This is a genomic window from Citrobacter sp. CK185 (genome assembly GCF_030333565.1).
GTDB lineage: Bacteria > Pseudomonadota > Gammaproteobacteria > Enterobacterales > Enterobacteriaceae > Citrobacter_B > Citrobacter_B koseri.
Window position 1 is genome coordinate 212,943 of the sequence record NZ_JAOWFR010000026.1, and the last position, 22,112, is coordinate 235,054.

Genomic DNA, 22,112 nt, shown 5'->3' on the forward strand with positions numbered 1-22,112 from the left:
CAATATGTTCAGCCATAATTACCTCGTACGAATCATGGCTAACCTTTCTCCTGAGGCTGTATGCGCTTTAAACGGGATGGTAAGCATCATGAAAGACGTTCTGGAGCCTGTTTCATTGTTTAGCGATTTGGGAACCCATAGCCCTTACTGGCGTTTATCGGATGACTGCGACACCCTGCGTTTATCCGCGACTGAGGCTGCCGACGCTGACCAGACCGTTGCGTTATCTTCCGAGCAGGCTGACCGCATCCGGGAGATGACCGTCATCACGTCAAGCCTGTTACTCACCCTTCCCGGTGAACATAATGCCGTTCCCGTGCAACTTGTCGGGCGAAAAATCAACAAGCGCGAATGGGCAGGAAACGTATCGGTCTGGCATGATGCGCCCTCAGATACGCAGGAGGCCGTTCTGGGACTCTCCTTTGCCGAGCAGGTGGTATCAGAGGCCAACTCAGCGATCGTGATCCTTGACAGCCGCGGGAATATCCAGCGTTTTAACCGTCTTTGCGAAGAATACACCGGGTTAAAAGAACATGACGTCATTGGGCAAAGCGTCTTCAAATTATTTATGAGCCGGCGCGAAGCCGCGGCCTCCAGGCGCAACATCAGCGGTTTTTTCCGCAACGGCAACTCTTATGAGATCGAACGCTGGGTAAAGACCCGCAAAGGCCAGCGCCTGTTTCTGTTTCGGAATAAATTTGTCCATAGCGGCAGCGGTAAGAACGAAATCTTTTTAATCTGTTCAGGCACCGACATTACCGAGGAGCGGCGTACGCAGGAGCGTTTACGCGTACTGGCGAATACGGACACAATCACCGGGCTGCCTAACCGGAATGCCATTCATGAGCTGATTAACGATGCCATTGAAAACGCGGGCGACAATCAGGTCGGTATCGTCTATCTGGACCTGGACAACTTCAAAAGGGTGAACGACGCCTACGGGCATATGTTTGGAGACCAGTTGCTACAGGCCGTCTCGCTGGCGATCCTGAGTTGCCTTGAGGAGAATCAACTGCTGGCCCGCCTCGGCGGCGATGAATTCATCGTTCTCGCCACGCAGACTTCGCAAGGGTCGCTGGAGGCCATGGCATCGCGAATTCTCACACGCTTACGTCAACCCTTTCGCATTGGCCTTATCGAGGTGTATACCGGCTGTTCTATCGGTATCGCCCTTGCGCCGCAGCATGGGCATGACAGCGAAAGCGTGATTCGTAATGCGGATACCGCAATGTACACCGCGAAAGAAGGCGGACGTGGACAGTTTTGCGTGTTCTCTCCTGAGATGAACCAGCGCGTCTTTGAGTATCTTTGGCTGGATACAAATCTGCGCAAAGCGCTGGAAAACGATCAGCTCCTGATCCACTACCAGCCGAAGATGACCTGGCGCGGCGAAGTCCGTAGCCTCGAAGCGCTGGTGCGCTGGCAATCACCGGAACGCGGGTTAATTCCCCCGCTGGAGTTTATCTCCTACGCCGAAGAGTCTGGGCTGATTGTCCCGCTGGGGCGATGGGTGATGATGGATGTTGTACGGCAGGTCGCCAAATGGCGCAGCAAAGGCATCAACCTGCGCGTCGCGGTGAATGTATCCGCCCGCCAGCTCGCGGATCAAACTATTTTTACCGACCTGAAGCAGGTGCTTCATGAACTGAACTTCGAATATTGCCCGATTGATGTCGAACTGACAGAAAGCTGTTTGATTGAAAACGAAGAGCTGGCGCTGACCGTCATCCAGCAATTCAGCCAGCTTGGCGCGCAGATACATCTGGACGATTTTGGCACCGGCTACTCGTCGCTTTCTCAGCTTGCCCGCTTCCCCATTGATGCGGTCAAGCTGGATCAGACGTTTGTCAGAGACATTCATAAGCGGTCGGTTTCGCAATCGTTAGTACGCGCGATCGTCGCCGTAGCGCAGGCGTTAAATCTACAGGTGATTGCGGAAGGCGTCGAAAGCGCAAAAGAAGATGCGTTTTTAACCAAGAATGGCGTCAACGAGCGGCAGGGGTTCCTGTTTGCCAAACCCATGCCCGCCGCCGCTTTTGAACGCTGGTATAAACGCTATCTGAATAAAAAGATGCGCTGAGATGGGCAAAAAACAGGCGTTCGGGACAGGGTAAGAGACATCTGATAACAAACTTATCTGCATGTAATAACAGAATATATAATATTACCCAATGGTTTTGGCGAATCCTGTTTTTCCCCTTCTCTTTTGGCATTATTTTTTGCATCATGAAATTCATACATTTTTGACGTAAGGATGATAACCATGTCTGATATCGACGCCCAACGTGTTGCCGAACGCATTGATACCGTGCTGGATATCCTTGTTGCTGGCGATTACCACTCTGCCATCCACAACCTTGAAATTCTTAAAGCGGAGTTGTTAAGTCAGGTGAAAGAAGATACCGACGCCTCCTCGACGAAACCCCGGGCTCCGTGGGAGATCTAAGTGACGCGAGCTTTTCGTGGCACCTGACTCAGGAAACGCAGCATCCCTTATACTCCCCGGTACTGATACCGTTATAAAAATTAAAATTATGAATTCCCGACAACAATCAATTTTGCAAATGGTCATTGATAAAGGCCAGATGAGCGTGGCTGAGCTGGCGAAAATCACCGGCGTCTCTGAAGTCACGATCCGACAGGATCTTAACACCCTGGAAAAACAGAGCTATCTGCGCCGTGCGCATGGTTTTGCCGTCTCGCTGGACAGCGATGACGTCGAAACGCGCATGATGACCAATTACACGCTCAAACGCGAACTGGCTGAATTTGCCGCATCACTGGTCAGCCCCGGCGAATCGGTGTTTATTGAAAACGGCAGCAGCAATGCCCTGCTGGCCAGAACGTTAGCGGAACAAAAGGATGTCACCATTATTACGGTGAGTAGCTATATCGCTCACTTGCTCAAAGAGACGCCGTGCGAAGTGATCCTCCTTGGCGGAATCTACCAGAAAAAAAGTGAAAGTATGGTCGGGCCATTGACCCGCCAGTTTATCCAGCAGGTTCACTTCAGTAAGGCCTTCATCGGTATCGATGGCTGGCAGTCGGATACCGGTTTTACCGGACGGGACATGATGCGATCGGATGTGGTTAATGCCGTACTGGAAAAAGGCTCTGAAGCCATTGTTCTGACGGACAGCTCTAAATTCGGCGCAGTACATCCTTATACGCTGGGGCCGTTAACACGTTTTAGCCGCGTTATCACCGATTCCAGAATAAGTGCGGACCATCAAATGCAACTGGAACGCACCGGGCTGACGGTGAACATCATCGAACCTCGCGCCTGAGCGCATTGCAGATGATTTGCCGGATGGCAAATCATCTCTCCCCTCTGAGATTTTTCCGACAATCTAATTAAGACTATTTACCTGTTATTAACAGGGTAAAGTCGTAAAATTTATATTAGCGATATAACAGGAAGTGACTATCACCTGCGTGATTTTAAGCTGTTACCCCTGCGCAACGAGGTTTTGCGGACAGTCTCTTTAATGGCTTTAATGAACATCATTTTAGCTATAATTAAAGAGAACTTACTTCCGTGAATCAATTATTCAGGAGAAAGTATTATGTTTATGACGAGCAAAAAAATGACCGCCGCTGTTCTGGCAATTACCCTGGCGATGTCTCTGAGCGCTTGCTCTAATTGGTCTAAACGTGACCGTAACACTGCGATCGGTGCAGGGGCTGGGGCGTTGGGCGGTGCCATTTTAACTGATGGTAGCACGCTGGGTACACTTGGCGGGGCTGCGGTAGGTGGTGTTATCGGCCATCAGGTAGGTAAATAATCTACGGTCGACCGGCTCGAAATAATAATACGATAATTCTTTACAGGTCTTTACTCTAAATATACACAGTGAAATTTAAAGCCACGATAAATAACTATCGTGGCTTTTTTCATTAGCCGCCCGCCAGTTTAACTTTCATTCCTTTGGCTTCCAGTAATGATTTAATCAGATCGCGCTTATCGCCCTGAATTTCAATTATTCCCTCTTTAACCGCCCCACCGCAGCCGCATTTTTTCTTCAGCTCTGCGGCCAGTTTGGTCAGTTCAGCATCATCCATATCAATGCCGGTAACGAGGCACACACCCTTACCTTTCCGCCCGCTGGTCTGGCGCTGAATACGGACGATACCATCCCCCTTTGGGCGTTCAACCGCCGCTTTCGGTTCGTCAATCCGGCCCGTTTCCGTGGAATAGACCAGACGGCTGTCAGAATTGTTCATCAGGCTCCCCGTTTCAGTGATGCATTAATGGCCTTCAGGGTTTGCGCAGGGTCAGCAGACTGCGTAACCGGTCGTCCTATAACCATATAGTCCACGCCCGCCGCCAGCGCCTGTTCCGGCGTCATGATGCGGCGCTGATCGCCAGCGTCAGACCCCTGAGGACGGATACCCGGCGTTACCAGTTTAAACTCTGAGCCAAATTCCTGCTTAAAGCGCACCGCTTCCTGCGCCGAGCAGACCACGCCATCCAGCCCGCAATTTTGCGTCAGGCGCGCCAGACGTTCCGCATGCTCAGCCGGTGACAACGTCACGCCAAGATCCGCCAGATCGCTAGCTTCCATGCTGGTCAGTACCGTCACCGCAATCAGCAATGGCGCATCCTTACCCAGCGGCAGTAAGGCTTCGCGCGCTGCGGTCATCATTCGCGCCCCACCCGACGCATGGACGTTAACCATCCATACGCCCAGATCTGCCGCCGCCGCAACGGCATGTGCCGTGGTATTTGGAATATCATGAAATTTCAGGTCAAGAAAGATATCGAAGCCGCGCTGCTGCAAATCACGAACCAACTGCGGGCCGAACAGCGTGAACATCTCTTTGCCGACTTTCAGGCGGCAATCACGCGGGTCGATTCTGTCGACGAAAGCCAGCGCGTTATCACGATTATTGTAATCCAGAGCAACAACGACAGGAGAATCGGTAACAGCGCGGGAAGAAGATGAAGCAGTAAACGTCATGACCAGACCTTCTTGATGATGGGCACCGGGTGCGGCGCGAAATGGGTAAACGGCGTGCATTCTACCTGCGCAAGGGCAAAATGAACAGGCGCGATTGTACCTCTGCGAGGCGATATTGCCCGGATGCCAGCGTGAGGGCCAAGTAAAAACCAACAGTATGTTGTAACTAAAGTGCAGACTTTTTTAAAACTACTGCCCGTCGAGACCGCGAATAGGTTTAATCGTCGACCACGCCCGGCAGGAAGGACAATGCCAGTACATGGTATAGGCGGTAAACCCACACTTCTGGCAGCGATAACGTGGTTTGCTGCGCACCTGCTCACCGACCATATCACGCAGCACCATCAGGCTCTCTTTCGCGCGCCCTTCTTCTGCCTCATTGAGGTGATAATCCATCAGCTTATGAAACACCCGCATGGTCGGATGGCGCTGTAACTGGCGAGTGATATAGACCTGCGCAGTGTCGTGCCCTTCCCGCGCTTCCAGAATATCGGCAAGCATCAACTCAGCGGCGGCACCGGTGTTTTCTTCCACGGCCCGACGTAAGAACTCCGCCCATTCATCATTTTTACCAAGCTGCTGATAGCACGTCTGCAACATCTCCAGCGTTTCACTGACCAGTTCTTTATCCTGGGAGATAACCCGCTGTAAGCTCTCCACCGCTTTGGCGTATTCCCCCTTTGCCATAAACACACGGCCCATCATGATAGAAACACGGGCGCTGTTTTTGTCTGCGGCGGCGCCTTTTTTCAGCAACGTCATGGCGCGATCCATATCATCGCAGCCCATCTGTTGCAGCGCCAGTTCACAATAGAAATGTGCGATCTCAATGCGCTGTTTGTCTTTGCCGAGCTTCACCAGCCGCTCTGCCACATCAATCGCTTTCTGCCAGTCGCTGGTCGCCTGATAAATTTGCAACAGCTGTTGCAACGCCCCTACGCGGAAATCCGTTTCATCCGTGAGCTGGTTGAACATATCTTCCGCCCGGTCATACAACCCGGCCGCCATGTAATCACGCCCCAGTTGCTGCACAGCCAGCAGACGCTGCTCATAAGTCAGCGACGCGCTTTCCATTAAGGTCTGGTGGATGCGGATGGCGCGGTCTACTTCACCGCGAGAGCGAAACAGGTTTCCAAGAGTGAGATGAGCCTCAACGGTGCCGGTATCCTCTTTCAGCATGTCGAGGAACAGATCCACCGCCTTATCCTGTTGGTTACTCAGGAGGAAGTTAACCCCCGCCACATAGTCGCGAGAAAGACGGTTAGCTTCGTCCTGTTTTGTTTGTTGCGCACTTCTGCGACCCATATACCAGCCATAGGCTGCCGCTACAGGTAAAAGCAGAAACAACAACTCCAGCATAAATGATTATTCCTTCACAACCGACGAATCGGCAGATACCGCAACGTCGGTCGCAGGCAAAAGCTGGTTTTCCAGTCGTTTGATTTTACGTTCGGCACGCACCAGGGAGACGCGAACACGCAGCCAGAACAGGCCGCAAATTAGCCAACCAATAGCAAAGCCTGCGGCAAATAAAACGGCAAGCAACGTAGAAATACGGTACTCCCCTTGAGCCAGCAGGTAATTAAACGTTACCTGTTGATCGTTCTGCGCACCCAATGTCACCGAAATAACAAAAATCGCCAACACCAGTAAGAAAATGAGTAAATATTTCACATTACTTCCCGTTATGTGGTTTGAGCGAATAAATCGTGTTCAACTTACCGCATTCAGCCCTTTAAATTACCATTTTCGCGACGCGCGCGAAACGGAAAAGCGTTCTGTCCACTCATGATTTAAGGGCAAATTACGGAAAATCAACCACCGTCAACGTTCTTGCTCCCGCTGCGCTATCTCGCGAGCCTCTTCAACGGGTGGCGTAAGCGGCCCGCAAATGCGCTGAGCAAACCAGGTCGCCAGCGTCACCAGAAGCCAGGATATCAACGTCGCGACAACTAAATCGCGCGGCCAATGCATACCCAACAACAGGCGACTGCCCATAACACTTGTCGCCCAGACTAACAAAATCGCAATCGTAAGGGTACGCCTGCGCGGCCATAATAGTCCTACCGCCAACAACGCCCAGCTTGCGGCAAACAGGGTATGCCCGGAAGGAAACGCGAATCCGGTCTCTTTTTGCCAGTGTTGACGCAGAAAAGCCGGAATATCCTGCTGCCCGGACAGTTGTTCTTTGACTAAGTGCCCGCGTTCTTTACGTTTTAAAGTGTAGAACTCATCAACGGGAATATGGTGCGTTTTTTCCAGCCAAATAACAAAGGGTCGGGGTTCCTGCACCCGCTCCTTCACCAGCGATTTTACCCCCTGACCCAGCAGGATCGCACCGGCCAGAATAGCAAAAAGCATCATTGCGGCTTTCAGGCGAAATCTCAGGCACCAAAGAAACCAGGCGCACAGAAGCACATGCGTAATAATTCCCCACGGCTGCGTCACCGTTTCTGTCACCCAGTATAAGGATTTTAACCACCAGACCGAGTGTCCGGGTTGCCAGTTCCAGCCTGAAATCCATACGCTAACCGGCATCACAAGCAACAGAGCAGCGCCTACGGTTGTGCGCTTCGCAATCGAAAGCATGACCTCTCCTTTCGTCGATAAGTGCCACAATCATAACTGAAAACCTGGCGTGCCGGAAAATTGACAAATTTGTGCCATTCCAAAAGCGATCGCACGGCAGCGATTAGGTGAAGTCCGCCGCCTTATGGCAAAATAGAAACATACAGAAGCCAATTGGCGATGACACCAGCATTATCTGGAGAAATACATGCAGCTTAAACGAGTGGCAGAAGCCAAACTGCCAACCCCATGGGGCGATTTCCTGATGGTGGGATTTGAAGAACTGGCAACCGGACACGACCACGTCGCGCTGGTTTATGGCGATATCTCTGGTCAAACCCCTGTCCTGGCTCGCGTCCATTCAGAATGTCTGACCGGCGACGCATTGTTTAGTCTGCGCTGCGATTGTGGTTTTCAGTTAGAGGCGGCGCTGACGCATATCGCGGAAGAAGGTCGCGGTATTCTGCTCTACCACCGTCAGGAAGGACGTAATATTGGCCTGCTCAATAAGATTCGCGCCTACGCGTTGCAGGATCAGGGTTACGATACCGTAGAAGCCAACCATCAGTTGGGGTTTGCCGCCGATGAGCGTGATTTCACCCTGTGTGCCGATATGTTTAAACTGCTGGGCGTCGATGAAGTCCGTCTGCTGACCAATAACCCGAAGAAAGTCGAAATTCTGACGGAAGCAGGTATCAATATTGTTGAGCGCGTACCGCTGATTGTTGGCCGTAACCCAAATAACGAACACTATCTGGATACCAAAGCCGCTAAGATGGGGCATTTATTGGGTAAATAAATTTTTGCTATTAAAGGCCTGATGAGCACCGCGCCATCAGGCCTTTTTTATATCTTAATGCAACATATTACGAATCACATAATGCAGAATGCCGTCATTCTGGTAGTAGGTTAATTCAGTTGCGGTATCGATACGGCACCGGCACGAAATCACCTCTGTGCTGCCATCCACTTTGGTTAACGTCACCGGAATGGCGGCGCCAGGCTTCAGGTTTTGCAGACTGGCAATATCAATTGTCTCCTCACCGGTTAACCCGAGCGTTTTACGCGTAACGCCCTGCGGGAACTCCAGCGGTAGAATCCCCATACCAATCAGGTTTGAACGGTGAATACGTTCAAACGACTCGGCAATCACGACGCGAATACCCAGCAAACGCGGGCCTTTGGCCGCCCAGTCACGGCTGGAACCGGAACCGTACTCTTTACCCGCAATCACCGCCAGCGGCGTTTTCTCCTGCTGATACAGCATCGCTGCATCATAGATGGAGATCACCTCCGTCCCCGGCAAATGTCGGGTCATTCCCCCTTCAACGCCGGGAACCATTTCGTTGCGGATACGAATATTCGCGAACGTACCGCGCATCATCACTTCATGGTTTCCACGGCGCGAACCGTAGGAGTTGAAGTCCCGACGCTCAACGCCATGATTCTGCAAATAGCGCCCTGCCGGGCTGTCCGCCTTTATGCTGCCCGCCGGGGAGATGTGGTCAGTGGTGACGGAATCACCCAGCATGGCCAGAATACGGGCGCCATGAATATCCTCCACCGGATCGGGTTGAACCTGCATTTCGTCAAAGAACGGCGACAAGCGGATATAGGTGGAGTCATCCTGCCAGCCATAGGTGTCTGAGCGATCAACATTGATCGCTTTCCATTCCGGCGTCCCTTCAAAAACCTCGGCATACTCTTTGTGGAACATTTCCGACGACACCAGTTCAACGGCGCGGGCGATCTCCTGCGCGGAAGGCCAGATATCCTTCAGATAAACCGGGTCGCCTTTGCGATCGTGGCCCAGCGGCTCTTTCGCCAGGTTAATATTCATATTGCCCGCCAGCGCATAGGCGACAACCAGCGGCGGCGACGCCAGCCAGTTGGTTTTCACCAGCGGATGGATTCGGCCTTCAAAGTTACGGTTGCCGGAAAGTACCGCGCCCACCGTCAAGTCGCCCTTTTTGATTGCCGTTTCGATAGGCTCCGGCAGTGGGCCGGAGTTACCAATACAGGTGGTGCACCCATACCCCACCAGATTAAAGCCAAGTTCATCAAGATAAGGCGTGAGTTTCGCCTGCGCCAGGTAATCCGAGACCACTTTCGATCCCGGCGCCAGCGAGGCTTTCACCCACGGCTGCCGTTTCAGTCCCAGCGTTACCGCTTTTTTCGCCAGCAAACCGGCGGCCATCAGCACGCTGGGGTTTGAAGTATTGGTACAGGAGGTGATAGCCGCAATCACGACAGCGCCGTCCGGGAGCTGGTATTGATGGCCGTTCATAACATAATCGATTGGCTGCCGGTCTTTTTGCGCGGTGTTCAGTTCCAGCTCCGAGCTCGCGGCGAAGGCTTTCGGCACATCTGCCAGCGCAACCCGATCCTGCGGGCGCTTCGGCCCGGCAAGGCTCGCCTCGACATCCCCCATATCCAGTTCCAGCGAACTGGTGAAAACAGGTTCATCGCCAGGGTTTCGCCACATCCCCTGCGCTTTGGCATAGGTTTCGACCAGCTCAACCTGCTCCTCGCTACGGCCGCTTAAACGCATATATTCGAGGGTGATGCCGTCAATCGGGAAGAAGCCGCAGGTCGCGCCATATTCCGGCGACATGTTTGCTATCGTCGCGCGATCGGCCAGTGGCAAGGAGTCCAGACCGTCGCCGTAGAATTCAACGAATTTACCAACGACGCCGTGTTTACGCAGCATCTGGGTCACGGTCAGCACCAGGTCGGTCGCGGTGATACCTTCACGCAGCTTACCGGTCAACTTGAAGCCAACAACATCGGGAATGAGCATTGAAACCGGCTGGCCCAGCATCGCGGCTTCCGCTTCAATCCCCCCGACGCCCCATCCCAGCACGCCAAGGCCGTTGATCATCGTGGTGTGGGAGTCGGTACCGACCAGCGTGTCCGGGTATGCGACCCACTCTCCCGCCTGCAATTCGCTCCAGACGGCCTTACCAAGGTATTCCAGGTTCACCTGGTGGCAGATCCCGGTTCCTGGCGGCACCACGCTGAAGCGACTAAAAGCCTGTTGCCCCCATTTCAGGAACACATAGCGCTCGTGGTTGCGTTCCATTTCCAGACGCACGTTCTCTTCGAAAGCGTCATCATCGCCAAAGCGATCGACCGTTACCGAGTGGTCAATAACAAGGTCTACCGGGGATAGCGGATTCACTTTCGCAGTATCCCCGCCGAGGCGTTTGACCGCTTCGCGCATGGCGGCCAGATCCACCACCGCCGGGACACCGGTAAAATCCTGCATTAATACACGGGCGGGTCGATAGGCAATTTCGCGGTCGGCATGGGCTTTTTTCAGCCACCCGGCTAACGCCTGAATATCTTCTTCGGTAACAGAGTCACCGTCCTGCCAACGCAGCAGATTTTCAAGCAGAACTTTTAGCGACTTGGGCAAGCGGGTAATATCGCCCAGTTTTTTGGCAGCCAGGGGCAGACTGTAGTAATGATAGGTTTTGTCTTTGGCCTGCAACGTGTCCTTACTGGCTTCTCGTAGGGTTGACGACATAGCTCCTCCTTAATAACAGGGTTGGATACCCTGACTCTCCTCAGGGTTAGTATTAAAGATAACACAAACAGAATGTAACGTTTTGATAACAACCCAAATTGATAAAAGAGGAGAAACCTTACGGACGGGAATCGGCATGCGCAGGCCCGATGACGTTGCGCCATCGGGCATTTACCGGCATACGATCAGAAAGAGACAATCCAGATAAGTTGAGCCCAGAACAAGAGCGATACTGAGAACGCCCCAATCCATGACCAATATTTAAGATTCACAGTTTGCATAGGCTACACCGACATTTGTTTAATACTTTATGCTGAGATTTACTCAGCGCTTATTGCTGTGGTGTATAAGAAAGTACAGTACGGGATGTTAATGACCTGTACTGGAAATGATGATTAAAAAAATCGCCAATTATTGTTTCTGTTGCTCATCTTCAGCGAATGAATCAATAAATGCCTGTTGCTGTTGTGTGAGTTTCCAGGATTCTGGAATATTCGTCACACATTCGCTCCGCGCTTCCTTCACGCTATCACGAGGCTGACGTGCTGGCGTTGAGGGTTGCTGATGTTCCTGCGAAACCATGACTTACCCCCACACTTGCCAGATAACCAGCGCAATCACAACCCAGAACAGCGCAGAGCCGAGGAATACCGCCAGCCATGCTTTGCGTTTAAGCTCGGGGTCCCTGCGGGGTTCCTGGTTTCCAGAAGGCATTGCTAACCTCATACAATCGGCATCACTTATCATTTCAGCACCAAACAATCGGTACAATTAATCATCAGATGAGACAAATCCTAAAGAAACTTTAGTCAAAAATCCAGTGAATTTACGAATCGTTTCCCATGAATAAATCAATCTTTTGACCGGAAATAAATATTTGAAAGGCGGAATTTGCGAGGCGGGTAATTCGAAACTACTTTACTGGCGCTTTTCCATGAATACCATGCAGGTAATATGATCGCAGAAAAAGCGAAAACCATAATCCATAAATTTAGTGGTTATTCAGGTATCTCCTCATGTCTGGAGATACCTGAAAACTCACGCGCGTGATTACTTTTCCGGTAATTTAATATCGTTAAACATGGCTTCAATTTCTTCGTTAGAACGCAAGGCCACGGCGGTATCCACAACATCGCGCGTCAGATGCGGCGCAAAGCGTTGAATAAAGTCGTACATATAGCTTCGTAAAAACGTGCTGCGGCGAAAACCAATTTTCGTGGTGCTATGGCTGAAAATATCATGCGCATCGACACGCACCAGGTCCGGGTCGGAAATTGGATCGACGGCCATGCTGGCAATCACCCCTACCCCCAGGCCAAGTCGGACGTATGTTTTTATCACGTCCGCATCGGTTGCCGTAAAGACAATACGCGGCGTCAGCCCGGCGCGATTAAACGCGGTATCCAGCTCGGAGCGCCCGGTAAAGCCAAAGGTGTAGGTCACCAGCGGATACTGTGCCAGTTCCTCAATCGTCACCGATGATTTAGCGGCCAGCGGGTGCTCTGGCGTGACGACGATAGAGCGATTCCAGTGGTAGCATGGCAGCATCACCAGATCGTCATACAGGTGCAGCGCTTCGGTGGCGATAGCGAAGTCGGCATTCCCTTTCGAAACCGCTTCCGCGATTTGCGTGGGCGACCCCTGATGCATATGCAATGAAACGCGAGGATAGCGCTCAATAAAGCCTTTGATCACATTTGGCAGCGCATAGCGCGCCTGAGTGTGCGTGGTGGCAATATACAGAGAACCTTTATCCGGCCAGGTGTGTTCGCCCGCCACGGACTTGATGGCATCGACTTTGGACAACACTTCGCGCGCAATGCGAATAATTTCCTGCCCCGCTGGCGTCACCTGCGTCAGGTGTTTACCGCTACGCGCAAAAATCTGGATGCCAAGCTCATCTTCCAGCATACGAACTTGCTTACTGATGCCCGGCTGGGAGGTGTAAAGCCCTTCGGCGGTGGAAGAGACATTAAGGTTGTGATTAACCACCTCAACAATGTAGCGAAGCTGCTGTAATTTCATGTTAAACCATCCAGATTAGCGCCGTCATGTCATCGTTTGATAAGCAGCACGTCATGCGCTGCTAATACGATTTAATAATAAAAAAGCCGTTAACTATAACCACTATATCATTTATATCAGAGCTGTATAGATGCGAAGAAAAAATAATAAGCCCGGAATAAAAAAGGGCCGCTTGCGCGACCCTCTTAAGTGAAATTCAGCCAGGTGACTGTTATTTCTTACCTTCTACCCAATTGCCATCAACGAAGAATGCGGACCATCCCGTCGCTTTCCCGTCTTTTTCAGCGGCAACATACTGCTGTTTCGTCTTACGGCTAAAACGCACCAGCGTCTTATTGCCTTCCGGGTCCTGCTGCGGCGCATCGGCCAGATAACGCAGTTTTTCCGGCAGACGGTCGCGGAAGCGGTACAACTCTTCCACTAACGGCGCACGCGTTTCACGCGATTTCGGGAAGGTATTCGCCGCGAGGAAGATCCCTGCGGCGCCGTCACGCAGCACGAAATACGCGTCCGATTTCTCGCACGGCAGTTCCGGCAACGGCACCGGATCTTCTTTCGGCGGCGCGACTTCACCGTTACGCAGAATCTTACGGGTATTTTTACATTCGTCGTTAGTACAGGCCATGTACTTACCAAAACGCCCCATCTTCAGGTGCATTTCAGAACCACATTTTTCGCACTCAACGATCGGGCCGTCATAACCTTTAATGCGGAACTCGCCCTCTTCGATTTCGTAACCGTCGCAGGTCGGGTTATTACCGCAGACATGCAGCTTGCGTTTCGGATCGATCAGGTAGCTGTCCATTGCGGTGCCGCACTTCTGGCAACGACGTTTTGCACGCAAGGCGTTGGTTTCCGCATCATCGCCTTCCAGTACGTTCAGCACTTCATTTTCCGGCACCAGGTTGATGGTGGTTTTGCAGCGCTCTTTCGGCGGTAGCGCATAGCCGGAACATCCCAGGAACACGCCGGTGCTGGCGGTGCGAATCCCCATCTTGCGCCCGCATGTCGGGCAGTCAATGCTGGTCAGCACCATCTGGTTAGGACGCATGCCGCCCTCTTCAGGATCTTTCTCCGCTTTATCAAGCTGCTGAGTAAAATCGCTGAAGAAGTTATCAAGCACGTTTTTCCACTCGGCTTCGTGGCTGGCCACCTTGTCGAGGCTGTCTTCCATCTGGGCGGTGAAATCGTAGTTCATCAGCTCGCGGAAGTTTTCTTCCAGTCTATCGGTGACAATCTCACCCATTTTTTCAGCATAGAAGCGACGGTTTTCCACGCGGACATAACCGCGATCCTGAATGGTCGAGATGATCGACGCATAGGTGGATGGACGACCAATACCGCGTTTTTCCAGCTCTTTAACCAGCGATGCTTCACTGAAGCGCGCCGGTGGTTTGGTGAAGTGCTGCGCCGGGGTCAGTTCAACCAGCGTCAACACATCGCCTTTATTCACCGCAGGCAACGTCCGGTCTTCATCGCCTTTACGCAGCGCAGGCATGACTTTCGTCCAGCCGTCGAAACGCAGAATGCGGCCACGCGCTTTCAGGCGGAAATCACCCGCACCGACCGTCAGCGTGGTGGAATCGTACTGGGCTGGCGTCATCTGACAGGCGACAAACTGACGCCAGATCAGCTGATACAGTTTCTGCGCGTCCGCTTCCATATCCTTCAGCGCTTCGGCCATCACCGCGACATCAGAAGGACGGATCGCTTCGTGCGCTTCCTGTGAATTTTCTTTGCTGGCGTACTGGTTCGGGCTCTCCGGCAGGTATTTCTTGCCGAAGCTATCGCTGATATAACCGCGAACCATGTTTACCGCATCCTGGCTCAGGTTGGTGGAGTCAGTACGCATGTAGGTGATGTAGCCCGCTTCGTACAAGCGCTGCGCCATCATCATGGTTTTTTTCACGCCAAAGCCCAGACGCGTGCTCGCCGCCTGTTGCAGCGTCGACGTGATAAACGGCGCGCCAGGCTTGCTGCTGGTCGGTTTATCTTCACGCTCCAGTACGCTGTAACGCGCTTTTTCCAGCAGGCTGACCGCCGCCAGCGTTTGCTCGCGGTTAACCGGACGGAACGGTTTATCATTCTGGTGCGTAACGTCAAGCGGCAAGGCATCGCCAGAAGGCGTTGTTGTGCTGGCGTTCACTTCCCAGAACTCTTCCGGTACGAACGCTTTGATGTCACGTTCGCGTTCAACAACCAGACGCACGGCAACGGACTGTACGCGGCCTGCCGACAGGCCTCGCGCAATTTTTTTCCACAGCAATGGCGACACCATATAGCCCACAACGCGGTCCATAAAGCGGCGCGCCTGCTGCGCGTTAACACGGTCGATATTCAGTTCGCCTGGCTTATCAAACGCCTGGCGAATCGCGTTTTTGGTTATTTCGTTAAACACCACGCGGCTATAGCGCGTGTCATCACCCCCGATCACTTCCCGCAGGTGCCAGGCAATGGCTTCCCCTTCGCGGTCAAGGTCGGTTGCGAGATAGATGTGGTCGGCTTTTTCAGCCAATTGTTTCAGTTCAGAGACGACCTTCTCTTTACCGGGCAGCACTTCATACTGCGCATCCCAGTTATGCCAAGGGTCAACCCCCATTCGGTTGACGAGAGCGCCACGTTCATCCTTTTTGGGCTTTTTAGCCGTTTTGGTGGAGGTAGAGTCGGCGCTCTTTTTAGCTGCTGAGCCACTGGTCGGCAAATCACGGATATGACCGACGCTGGACTTAACCACGTAATCATTACCCAGATACTTGTTGATCGTTTTGGCTTTTGCCGGGGACTCAACGATGACAAGAGCTTTACCCATATTCACCTTTACCTAAATTGATTCTTCCTGGAATGCGTCGCACGTTGATTCACCTTCCACTGGCGACGAGACACCGATATGGTCTCTGTGTCGGCGGATATCAACCCCTTGTACTGACTCGGTGCGCGAAACGTGATCCTCAGGTGACTGAGTTAACAGGCTTTTTAGCACACAAGCGCTATAGCACGACGGAATTTTGGTCGAATGTCAAGCAAATCTGTTGCCAGATTGACGAAAGCGTCACACTGTACCTGATAAAATTCGTTACGCAACTTTATTAGCATGCAAAAACAAATCTTGCCAGTAACAGCACCTTTACAAGACCTTCGTGTTTATCAGGGAATATTTGCCCATAAGCAGCGCCCGGCGTAGACTAATGTCCTTGTTTAAGGAGTAAATAATGCATAAAGACACCCAACCTATCGATCGTGAAACACTGCTGATTGAAGCCAACAAAATCATTCGTGAGCATGAGGACACGCTGGCGGGGATTGTCGCCACCGGTGTGACGCAACGAAACGGCGTGCTGGTCTTCAGCGGCGATTACTTTTTAGACGAGCAAGGTTTACCGACGCCAAAAAGCACCGCCGTGTTTAATATGTTTAAACATCTGGCACATGTGCTTTCTGAGAAGTATCACCTGATCGATTAACGCAGGAAAGGTTTTGCCGGATGGCGGCTACGCCTTATCCGGCCTACAAAACAGTCCGCAGGCCCGGTAAGCATTAGCGCCACCGGGCTCCTTATCCGGCCTACAAAACAGTCCGCAGGCCCGGTAAGCGTTAGCGCCACCGGGCAATGAAAATTTTACATCAGCGGTTTTTGTCCGCGCTGCCACCAGCGTAGCAACAAACGATCGGCGCTTTCTGCGGCGCTACCCGTAAACCGATCCATCAATTTCTTACGCTGCATAAAGCGAACGTTGAACACCTCATAACCGTCCATCAAGCGGAGAATGACGTCATCACTGGTGTTGATTTCGTCCACCAGACCTTTCTCCAGCGCCTGTTGGCCATACCAGTGCTCGCCTGTGGCCACCTGTTCGATATCCAGCACAGGGCGCATCTGCTGCACAAAATGCTTAAACAGGTGATGGGTTTCATTCAGATCTTCACGGAATTTCTGGCGCCCTTCCTCCGTGTTTTCGCCAAGCAGCGTCAGCGTGCGCTTATACTGGCCCGCCGTGTGCAGCTCAATATCGATATCCTTCCCTTTCAAAAAGCGATTAAAGTTAGGGATTTGCGCCACAACGCCAATAGAGCCAACAATCGCAAACGGCGCCGAAACAATTTTGTCGGCCACACAGGCCATCATGTAACCGCCGCTGGCGGCGACTTTGTCCACCGTTACCGTCAACGGGATCTGCTTATCGCGCAGACGCTGCAATTGCGAAGCCGCCAGGCCATAGCCATGCACAACGCCGCCGGGGCTTTCCAGACGCACGACCACCTGATCCTGCGGTTTAAACGCCGCTAACACCGCCGTCACCTCCTCACGCAGCGCGCTGACTTCGTGGGCATCCATACTGCCTTTAAAATCCAGCACCCAGGCACGAGGTTTCTCCGTCGCGGCATTTTCCCCCTGCTTTGCTTTCGCTTTCGCCGCTTTTGCCTCCAGCTTCTGCTTCTTTTTCTGCGCTTTATGCCAGAGTTTTTGTTGATGGCCGTCCATCAGCGCCGTCGCCAGATCGTCCTTCATCTCTTTATATTGTTCGCTGAGATTCGTTACCCGCAGCTCCCCACGCTGGCGTTTACGCTGGGCAGCATTCACGATCAGCATCACAATGACGGCGATTGCCACCACGACAGTGACGATTTTTGCCAAAAACAACCCATATTCAGACAACAATTCCACGAGTCCCACCTTGGTTACACAACGCTATTTTGGCTCAGTGTACAACAGGCGTGTTAGCCCGTCTCGTTTGATCCTGCGTTGCGGTTACTGGGTGAAAAGTATGACAAAGTGTTCATTTTTCGGCGTTATCGCCGTTGACTGATTGAAATGACGCGGGCTTTCAGGCATAAAGCCGAAAAGTTAAAGAGAAGATAAGACAACTGGCAGGGTGACCCAACGCGTCGCCGAGGAGTAGCCGTGCATTACCAACCTAAACAAGATCTATTGCAAAATCGCATTATTCTGGTCACCGGCGCCAGTGATGGCATTGGTCGCGAAGCCGCGCTCACCTATGCGCGTTACGGCGCAAACGTTATTTTGCTGGGTCGAAATGAAGAAAAACTGCGTCAGGTCGCACAGACTGTCGCCGAAGATACAGGCGCATTGCCACAGTGGTTTACACTGGATCTACTGACCTGCACCGCTGAAGAATGCCACCAGTTAGGCCAGCGGATTGCGGCACACTATCCACGACTGGATGGCGTTCTGCATAACGCCGGGTTACTGGGCGATATCTGCCCAATGAGCGAACAAAATCCGCACGTCTGGCAGGATGTTATGCAGGTTAACGTCAATGCGACATTCATGCTGACCCAGGCGCTGCTTCCTTTATTACTTAAATCCGACGCCGGTTCGCTGGTCTTTACCTCATCAAGCGTCGGTCGTCAGGGACGCGCCAACTGGGGCGCTTACGCCACCTCTAAATTCGCCACCGAAGGCATGATGCAGGTACTGGCAGACGAATACCAGAACCACCCCTTACGTGTAAATTGCATCAACCCAGGCGGCACGCGCACGAGTATGCGCGCCAGCGCCTTCCCTACGGAAGATCCACAGAAGTTAAAAACGCCCGCCGATATCATGCCCCTCTATTTGTGGCTGATGGGCGACGACAGCCGCCGTAAAACCGGTATGACTTTTGATGCCCAGCCGGGCCGTAAACCAGGAATCGCCCAATGACTGAAGAACGCTATCAACAACGCCAGCAGCGTGTGAAAGACCGGGTCGACGCCCGCGTTGCGGCGGCGCAGGACGAACGCGGCATCATCATCGTGTTTACCGGCAACGGTAAAGGCAAAACCACGGCGGCATTCGGCACCGCAACGCGCGCCGTCGGCCACGGTAAAAAAGTGGGCGTAGTGCAGTTCATTAAAGGCACATGGCCTAACGGCGAGCGCAATCTGCTGGAGCCCCACGGCGTGGAGTTTCAGGTGATGGCGACCGGGTTCACCTGGGAAACGCAAAATCGCGAAACCGACACCGCAGCCTGTATGGCTGTCTGGGAACATGGCAAACGTATGCTGGCGGACCCAACGTTGGATATGGTCGTGCTGGATGAACTGACCTACATGGTGGCGTATGACTATCTGCCGCTTGAAGAGGTCATCAATGCCTTAAATGCCCGTCCGCAGAATCAGACGGTAATTATTACCGGTCGCGGTTGTCATCGCGATATTCTGGAACTGGCCGACACGGTCAGCGAGCTGCGTCCGGTCAAACATGCTTTTGAAGCGGGCGTAAAGGCCCAGATGGGAATTGATTATTAGGAAACGGTGCCGGATGACGGCGTAAACGCTTTATCCGGCCTACGGCCAAAACGTAGGCCCGGTAAGCGTAAGCGCCACCGGGCATTCAGCATCAACCGTTGTTGTTACGACCGCCTGAACGACGACCGCCGCTAACCTGGCTGTGACGCTTCACCGCACGGCGAATCTGGTTCGCCTTCATACGACGTCGGTCTTTCTCCACGGCCACTTTGGAGGTGGTTTCCGGCGCCAGCTGCACCAGTTCACGCAGATAGTTGGTCTGCGCCAGATCCAGTTCAGTCCAGCCACCGCGCGGCAGCCCTTTCGGCAATGGAATATCACCATAGCGCACGCGGATCAGTCGGCTAACCTGCACGCCAACCGCTTCCCACAGACGACGTACCTCACGGTTACGCCCTTCGGTCAGCGTGACGTTGTACCACTGGTTAATACCTTCACCACCGCTGAATTTGATGGTCTTAAACGCCGCCGGGCCATCTTCCAGTTGAACGCCACGACTCAGGTCACGCAGCTTCGCGTCATCAACCTGACCAAATACGCGCACGGCGTATTCACGCTCAACTTCACGACTCGGGTGCATCAGACGGTTCGCCAGTTCGCCATCCGTCGTGAACAACAGCAAACCGCAGGTATTCACATCCAGACGACCTACGGCAATCCAGCGCGCGCCGCGCAGTTTCGGTAAGCGATCAAAAACGGTAGGACGACCTTCCGGGTCGTTACGGGTACACAGCTCACCTTCTGGTTTGTAATAGGCCAGAACGCGACAAATTTGTTCCGCAGACTCTTTCACCGAGATCAGATGACCGTCGATACGGATTTTCAGACCCGGCGTGATTTCAACGCGATCGCCAAGCGTGGCGATTTTGCCGTCAACGCTTACGCGGCCTGCTTCAATAATGGATTCAATTTCACGGCGAGAACCGTGGCCAGCGCGAGCCAGCACTTTTTGTAACTTTTCGCTCATAGAGCTTCCTTCAGGTGTCGCCTTCACAGGCGTCGAACAGGAGAATCAACGGCGCTTTACAGCGCCATTTTAAGGCCGCGTAGTATACAGAGTTGCGCCCTTATAAGAAAGGTTTAACGTCACCAACGCCTTCGCGCAAGACAACCGGAGAATCATCGGTTAAATCAATCACCGTGGTCGGTTGCTGGCCGAGGTAACCGCCGTGAATGATCAAATCGACCTGTTTTTCCAGGCGGTCTTTGATCTCTTCCGGGTCGGACTCGGTAAATTCGCTGCCGGGCAGCATCAGCGAGGTGGAGAGCATCGGTTCGCCCAGCGCTTCCAGCAGTGCCAGCGCGATCGGGTTCGACGGCACGCGCAGACCGATTGTTTTCCGTTTTTCCTGTAACAGGCGGCGCGGCACGTCTTTCGTTCCCTTCAGGATAAAAGTGTAGTTGCCCGGCGTATTGTTTTTAATTAAGCGAAAGGCGACGTTATCGACAAACGAATAGGTCGATAACTCAGACAGATCCCGACACATCAGCGTGAAGTTATGCCCGTCCGGCAGGTGGCGAATGCGGCAGATGCGCTCCATCGCCCCTTTATCTTCGATTTTACAACCCAGCGCATAGCCGGAATCGGTTGGATAAACAATCACCCCGCCTTTACGCACAATTTCAACCGCCTGATTGATCAGCCGTTGTTGCGGGTTTTCAGGATGAATATAAAAAAACTGGCTCATACTTCCCTCACTGTGGTGTTTGTGGCTCTTCCCACAACTGCCATACGCCTTCGACGCCTGCTGGCAGCCAGAGCTTGCGACCCAGTTCAATCCACGGGCACGGCTGATGAAAATCAGAGCCTTGTGATGCCCATAAATGGTGCTGGCGCGCATAGGTCGCCAGTTGGGTTCGCTCATTGGGCGACTGCTGGCATTGCGCCACTTCCATCGCATCACCACGATGCAGCGCAAAATACGCAATCAACCTTTTCAGCCACTTAGCGCTAAGGTCGTAGCGGCCCGGATGGGCCAATACTGCCTTACCGCCAGAATGATGAATCACATCAATAGCTTGTTCTATTGTACACCACTGTGGCGGAACGTATCCGGTTTTCCCACGCGCAAGGTATTTTTTAAAAACATCGGCAATGCTCCCGGCTTTGCCGCACTCCACCAGAAAACGGGCGAAATGCCCGCGCGTCACGGCCCCACCGTCGGCAAGCCGCAAAGCGCCTTCCCACGCCCCAGGAATATGCGCTTTCTCCAGACGCTCGGCAATCAGACGCGCACGCTGCTGACGACGTTCGGTTTGTTTCGCCAGGAACGCGCACATCGCCGGATGCGCAATGTCGATATTCAGACCCACAATATGGATCTCATGATTTTCCCAGACAGTTGAAATTTCCACGCCAGGAATCAGGTTCAGGACAAGCCCGGAACGTGAAATTTCTTCTCTTGCCGCCGGAATAGCGGCTGTGGTGTCATGATCGGTGATCGCTAGTGTGCCGACTCGCATCTCTACCGCACGATGTACTAACGCTTCTGGCGTTAACCGACCATCGGACGCCGTTGTATGACTGTGCAGGTCGTAAATCACTGCGTAATTCGTGTCGCTCAAGGCGGCTCCCGTCTTAATAAATGTTCTTTCACAAACATCATAACGGTTCCGGCAAATATACTGAAATCAGGTGTTGACTTTATTTCATCGAACTAGTTAACTAGTACGCAAGTTCACATGAAGAAGGTATCTGAGATGAAAGCAACATTCGTACTGCACGGTTGGTGGCGCACTTCCTGATTTCGGGCAGTGTATGACGTCTGCAATAAGCAACC

At 52.8% G+C, this 22,112-nt stretch carries 23 protein-coding genes, 1 pseudogene and 1 other annotated feature (1 of these 25 only partly in view); of the genes and pseudogenes, 9 read left to right on the top strand and 15 right to left on the bottom strand.

What is annotated here, in order from left to right; all coding sequences use genetic code 11:
* Positions 1-88 precede the first annotated feature (88 nt).
* The 4 genes from pdeR to osmB all read left to right on the top strand — a co-directional run bounded on the left by pdeR (position 89) and on the right by osmB (position 3,785).
* Positions 89-2,080: a cyclic di-GMP phosphodiesterase gene (gene pdeR, locus OGV79_RS15780; RefSeq protein WP_047463555.1), complete on the top strand. Its 1,992-nt coding sequence runs from the start codon at positions 89-91 to the stop codon at positions 2,078-2,080.
* A gap of 183 nt (positions 2,081-2,263) precedes the next feature.
* Positions 2,264-2,446, top strand: a complete 183-nt coding sequence (locus OGV79_RS15785; RefSeq protein WP_024130304.1) for a YciZ family protein — start codon at positions 2,264-2,266, stop codon at positions 2,444-2,446.
* A gap of 88 nt (positions 2,447-2,534) precedes the next feature.
* Complete coding sequence (gene yciT / locus OGV79_RS15790) at positions 2,535-3,287, top strand: DNA-binding transcriptional regulator YciT (protein ID WP_230032092.1); 753 nt, start codon at positions 2,535-2,537, stop codon at positions 3,285-3,287.
* 279 nt (positions 3,288-3,566) lie between these two features.
* Positions 3,567-3,785 (top strand): osmotically-inducible lipoprotein OsmB, encoded by a 219-nt coding sequence (gene osmB, locus OGV79_RS15795; protein WP_012132246.1) that lies wholly within the window; start codon positions 3,567-3,569, stop codon positions 3,783-3,785.
* Between the two features lie 112 nt (positions 3,786-3,897).
* Here osmB and yciH read toward each other — a convergent pair whose 3' ends face one another.
* The 5 genes from yciH to pgpB form a co-directional block, all read right to left on the bottom strand.
* Positions 3,898-4,224: a stress response translation initiation inhibitor YciH gene (gene yciH / locus OGV79_RS15800; RefSeq protein ID WP_012132245.1), complete on the bottom strand. Its 327-nt coding sequence runs from the start codon at positions 4,222-4,224 to the stop codon at positions 3,898-3,900.
* A complete protein-coding gene (gene pyrF / locus OGV79_RS15805; protein ID WP_286468692.1) occupies positions 4,224-4,961 on the bottom strand; it encodes an orotidine-5'-phosphate decarboxylase in 738 nt (245 codons plus the stop codon). Before pyrF ends, yciH begins: the two co-directional genes overlap by 1 nt.
* A gap of 189 nt (positions 4,962-5,150) precedes the next feature.
* Positions 5,151-6,320 (bottom strand): lipopolysaccharide assembly protein LapB, encoded by a 1,170-nt coding sequence (gene lapB, locus OGV79_RS15810; protein WP_012132243.1) that lies wholly within the window; start codon positions 6,318-6,320, stop codon positions 5,151-5,153.
* A gap of 6 nt (positions 6,321-6,326) precedes the next feature.
* On the bottom strand, positions 6,327-6,635 hold the full coding sequence (locus OGV79_RS15815) for a LapA family protein (RefSeq protein WP_286468693.1): 309 nt from the start codon (positions 6,633-6,635) through the stop codon (positions 6,327-6,329).
* A gap of 150 nt (positions 6,636-6,785) precedes the next feature.
* Positions 6,786-7,550 (bottom strand): phosphatidylglycerophosphatase B, encoded by a 765-nt coding sequence (gene pgpB / locus OGV79_RS15820; RefSeq protein ID WP_110494204.1) that lies wholly within the window; start codon positions 7,548-7,550, stop codon positions 6,786-6,788.
* Positions 7,551-7,737: 187 nt separating this feature from the next.
* On the opposite strand from pgpB, the gene ribA reads away from it, so the two are divergent.
* Positions 7,738-8,328 carry a GTP cyclohydrolase II gene (gene ribA / locus OGV79_RS15825; protein WP_012132238.1) on the top strand — a complete coding sequence of 197 codons (591 nt, stop codon included), beginning with the start codon at positions 7,738-7,740 and terminating at the stop codon, positions 8,326-8,328.
* Positions 8,329-8,382: 54 nt separating this feature from the next.
* Here the strand turns inward: ribA and acnA are convergent, their stop codons facing one another.
* From acnA to topA, 6 genes are all read right to left on the bottom strand, one after another.
* Positions 8,383-11,058, bottom strand: a complete 2,676-nt coding sequence (acnA, locus tag OGV79_RS15830) for an aconitate hydratase AcnA (RefSeq protein ID WP_286468694.1) — start codon at positions 11,056-11,058, stop codon at positions 8,383-8,385.
* Positions 11,059-11,243: 185 nt separating this feature from the next.
* Complete coding sequence (gene ymiC / locus OGV79_RS15835; RefSeq protein WP_223849120.1) at positions 11,244-11,339, bottom strand: small membrane protein YmiC; 96 nt, start codon at positions 11,337-11,339, stop codon at positions 11,244-11,246.
* A gap of 130 nt (positions 11,340-11,469) precedes the next feature.
* On the bottom strand, positions 11,470-11,640 hold the full coding sequence (locus OGV79_RS15840; protein WP_096753854.1) for a YciX family protein: 171 nt from the start codon (positions 11,638-11,640) through the stop codon (positions 11,470-11,472).
* 3 nt (positions 11,641-11,643) lie between these two features.
* Positions 11,644-11,805 carry a YmiA family putative membrane protein gene (locus OGV79_RS15845; RefSeq protein ID WP_012132233.1) on the bottom strand — a complete coding sequence of 54 codons (162 nt, stop codon included), beginning with the start codon at positions 11,803-11,805 and terminating at the stop codon, positions 11,644-11,646.
* Between the two features lie 303 nt (positions 11,806-12,108).
* Positions 12,109-13,083, bottom strand: coding sequence for an HTH-type transcriptional regulator CysB (gene cysB, locus OGV79_RS15850; RefSeq protein WP_012132231.1), 975 nt, complete (start codon positions 13,081-13,083; stop codon positions 12,109-12,111).
* 211 nt (positions 13,084-13,294) lie between these two features.
* Complete coding sequence (gene topA, locus OGV79_RS15855) at positions 13,295-15,892, bottom strand: type I DNA topoisomerase (protein WP_286468695.1); 2,598 nt, start codon at positions 15,890-15,892, stop codon at positions 13,295-13,297.
* Positions 15,893-16,292: 400 nt separating this feature from the next.
* On the opposite strand from topA, the gene OGV79_RS15860 reads away from it, so the two are divergent.
* The gene (locus tag OGV79_RS15860; protein WP_003020616.1) at positions 16,293-16,544 is read left to right on the top strand and encodes a YciN family protein; all 252 of its coding nucleotides are present in this window, start codon (positions 16,293-16,295) and stop codon (positions 16,542-16,544) included.
* A 155-nt stretch (positions 16,545-16,699) separates the two neighbouring features.
* Here OGV79_RS15860 and sohB read toward each other — a convergent pair whose 3' ends face one another.
* Positions 16,700-17,746 carry a protease SohB gene (gene sohB, locus OGV79_RS15865; protein WP_134769374.1) on the bottom strand — a complete coding sequence of 349 codons (1,047 nt, stop codon included), beginning with the start codon at positions 17,744-17,746 and terminating at the stop codon, positions 16,700-16,702.
* Positions 17,747-17,983: 237 nt separating this feature from the next.
* Between sohB and OGV79_RS15870 the strand changes: the two genes are divergently transcribed.
* Entirely contained in the window at positions 17,984-18,745 is a 762-nt protein-coding gene (locus OGV79_RS15870; RefSeq protein WP_047463540.1) for a YciK family oxidoreductase, read from the top strand.
* Positions 18,742-19,332 carry a cob(I)yrinic acid a,c-diamide adenosyltransferase gene (gene cobO / locus OGV79_RS15875; protein ID WP_012132224.1) on the top strand — a complete coding sequence of 197 codons (591 nt, stop codon included), beginning with the start codon at positions 18,742-18,744 and terminating at the stop codon, positions 19,330-19,332. The genes OGV79_RS15870 and cobO overlap by 4 nt, the downstream gene beginning before the upstream one ends.
* Positions 19,333-19,423: 91 nt before the next feature.
* Here cobO and rluB read toward each other — a convergent pair whose 3' ends face one another.
* The 3 genes and pseudogenes from rluB to rnm form a co-directional block, all read right to left on the bottom strand.
* On the bottom strand, positions 19,424-20,299 hold the full coding sequence (gene rluB / locus OGV79_RS15880; protein ID WP_286468696.1) for a 23S rRNA pseudouridine(2605) synthase RluB: 876 nt from the start codon (positions 20,297-20,299) through the stop codon (positions 19,424-19,426).
* A 100-nt stretch (positions 20,300-20,399) separates the two neighbouring features.
* Positions 20,400-21,020, bottom strand: a complete 621-nt coding sequence (locus OGV79_RS15885; protein WP_012132222.1) for an L-threonylcarbamoyladenylate synthase — start codon at positions 21,018-21,020, stop codon at positions 20,400-20,402.
* Positions 21,017-21,897: pseudogene (rnm, locus tag OGV79_RS15890) on the bottom strand (RNase RNM). Before rnm ends, OGV79_RS15885 begins: the two are co-directional and overlap by 4 nt.
* Before the next feature lie 135 nt (positions 21,898-22,032).
* On the opposite strand from rnm, the gene trpL reads away from it, so the two are divergent.
* On the top strand, positions 22,033-22,077 hold the full coding sequence (gene trpL, locus OGV79_RS15895; RefSeq protein ID WP_012905981.1) for a trp operon leader peptide: 45 nt from the start codon (positions 22,033-22,035) through the stop codon (positions 22,075-22,077).
* Positions 22,054-22,112 (top strand) — a sequence feature (Trp leader region) (it continues 36 nt past the right edge of the window). (Overlaps the previous gene by 24 nt.)

What these genes read in the sequence shown, in the direction of transcription:
- OGV79_RS15860 (WP_003020616.1), top strand. Translation starts at nt 16,293, where the DNA reads ATGCATAAAGACACCCAACCTATCGATCGTGAAACACTGCTGATTGAA.
- pgpB (WP_110494204.1), bottom strand. Translation starts at nt 7,550, where the DNA reads ATGCTTTCGATTGCGAAGCGCACAACCGTAGGCGCTGCTCTGTTGCTT.
- cysB (WP_012132231.1), bottom strand. Translation starts at nt 13,083, where the DNA reads ATGAAATTACAGCAGCTTCGCTACATTGTTGAGGTGGTTAATCACAAC.
- ribA (WP_012132238.1), top strand. Translation starts at nt 7,738, where the DNA reads ATGCAGCTTAAACGAGTGGCAGAAGCCAAACTGCCAACCCCATGGGGC.
- cobO (WP_012132224.1), top strand. Translation starts at nt 18,742, where the DNA reads ATGACTGAAGAACGCTATCAACAACGCCAGCAGCGTGTGAAAGACCGG.
- yciT (WP_230032092.1), top strand. Translation starts at nt 2,535, where the DNA reads ATGAATTCCCGACAACAATCAATTTTGCAAATGGTCATTGATAAAGGC.
- OGV79_RS15845 (WP_012132233.1), bottom strand. Translation starts at nt 11,805, where the DNA reads ATGATAAGTGATGCCGATTGTATGAGGTTAGCAATGCCTTCTGGAAAC.
- pdeR (WP_047463555.1), top strand. Translation starts at nt 89, where the DNA reads ATGAAAGACGTTCTGGAGCCTGTTTCATTGTTTAGCGATTTGGGAACC.
- ymiC (WP_223849120.1), bottom strand. Translation starts at nt 11,339, where the DNA reads ATGCAAACTGTGAATCTTAAATATTGGTCATGGATTGGGGCGTTCTCA.
- yciH (WP_012132245.1), bottom strand. Translation starts at nt 4,224, where the DNA reads ATGAACAATTCTGACAGCCGTCTGGTCTATTCCACGGAAACGGGCCGG.
- topA (WP_286468695.1), bottom strand. Translation starts at nt 15,892, where the DNA reads ATGGGTAAAGCTCTTGTCATCGTTGAGTCCCCGGCAAAAGCCAAAACG.
- lapB (WP_012132243.1), bottom strand. Translation starts at nt 6,320, where the DNA reads ATGCTGGAGTTGTTGTTTCTGCTTTTACCTGTAGCGGCAGCCTATGGC.
- rluB (WP_286468696.1), bottom strand. Translation starts at nt 20,299, where the DNA reads ATGAGCGAAAAGTTACAAAAAGTGCTGGCTCGCGCTGGCCACGGTTCT.
- osmB (WP_012132246.1), top strand. Translation starts at nt 3,567, where the DNA reads ATGTTTATGACGAGCAAAAAAATGACCGCCGCTGTTCTGGCAATTACC.
- pyrF (WP_286468692.1), bottom strand. Translation starts at nt 4,961, where the DNA reads ATGACGTTTACTGCTTCATCTTCTTCCCGCGCTGTTACCGATTCTCCT.
- acnA (WP_286468694.1), bottom strand. Translation starts at nt 11,058, where the DNA reads ATGTCGTCAACCCTACGAGAAGCCAGTAAGGACACGTTGCAGGCCAAA.
- OGV79_RS15885 (WP_012132222.1), bottom strand. Translation starts at nt 21,020, where the DNA reads ATGAGCCAGTTTTTTTATATTCATCCTGAAAACCCGCAACAACGGCTG.
- OGV79_RS15840 (WP_096753854.1), bottom strand. Translation starts at nt 11,640, where the DNA reads ATGGTTTCGCAGGAACATCAGCAACCCTCAACGCCAGCACGTCAGCCT.
- OGV79_RS15785 (WP_024130304.1), top strand. Translation starts at nt 2,264, where the DNA reads ATGTCTGATATCGACGCCCAACGTGTTGCCGAACGCATTGATACCGTG.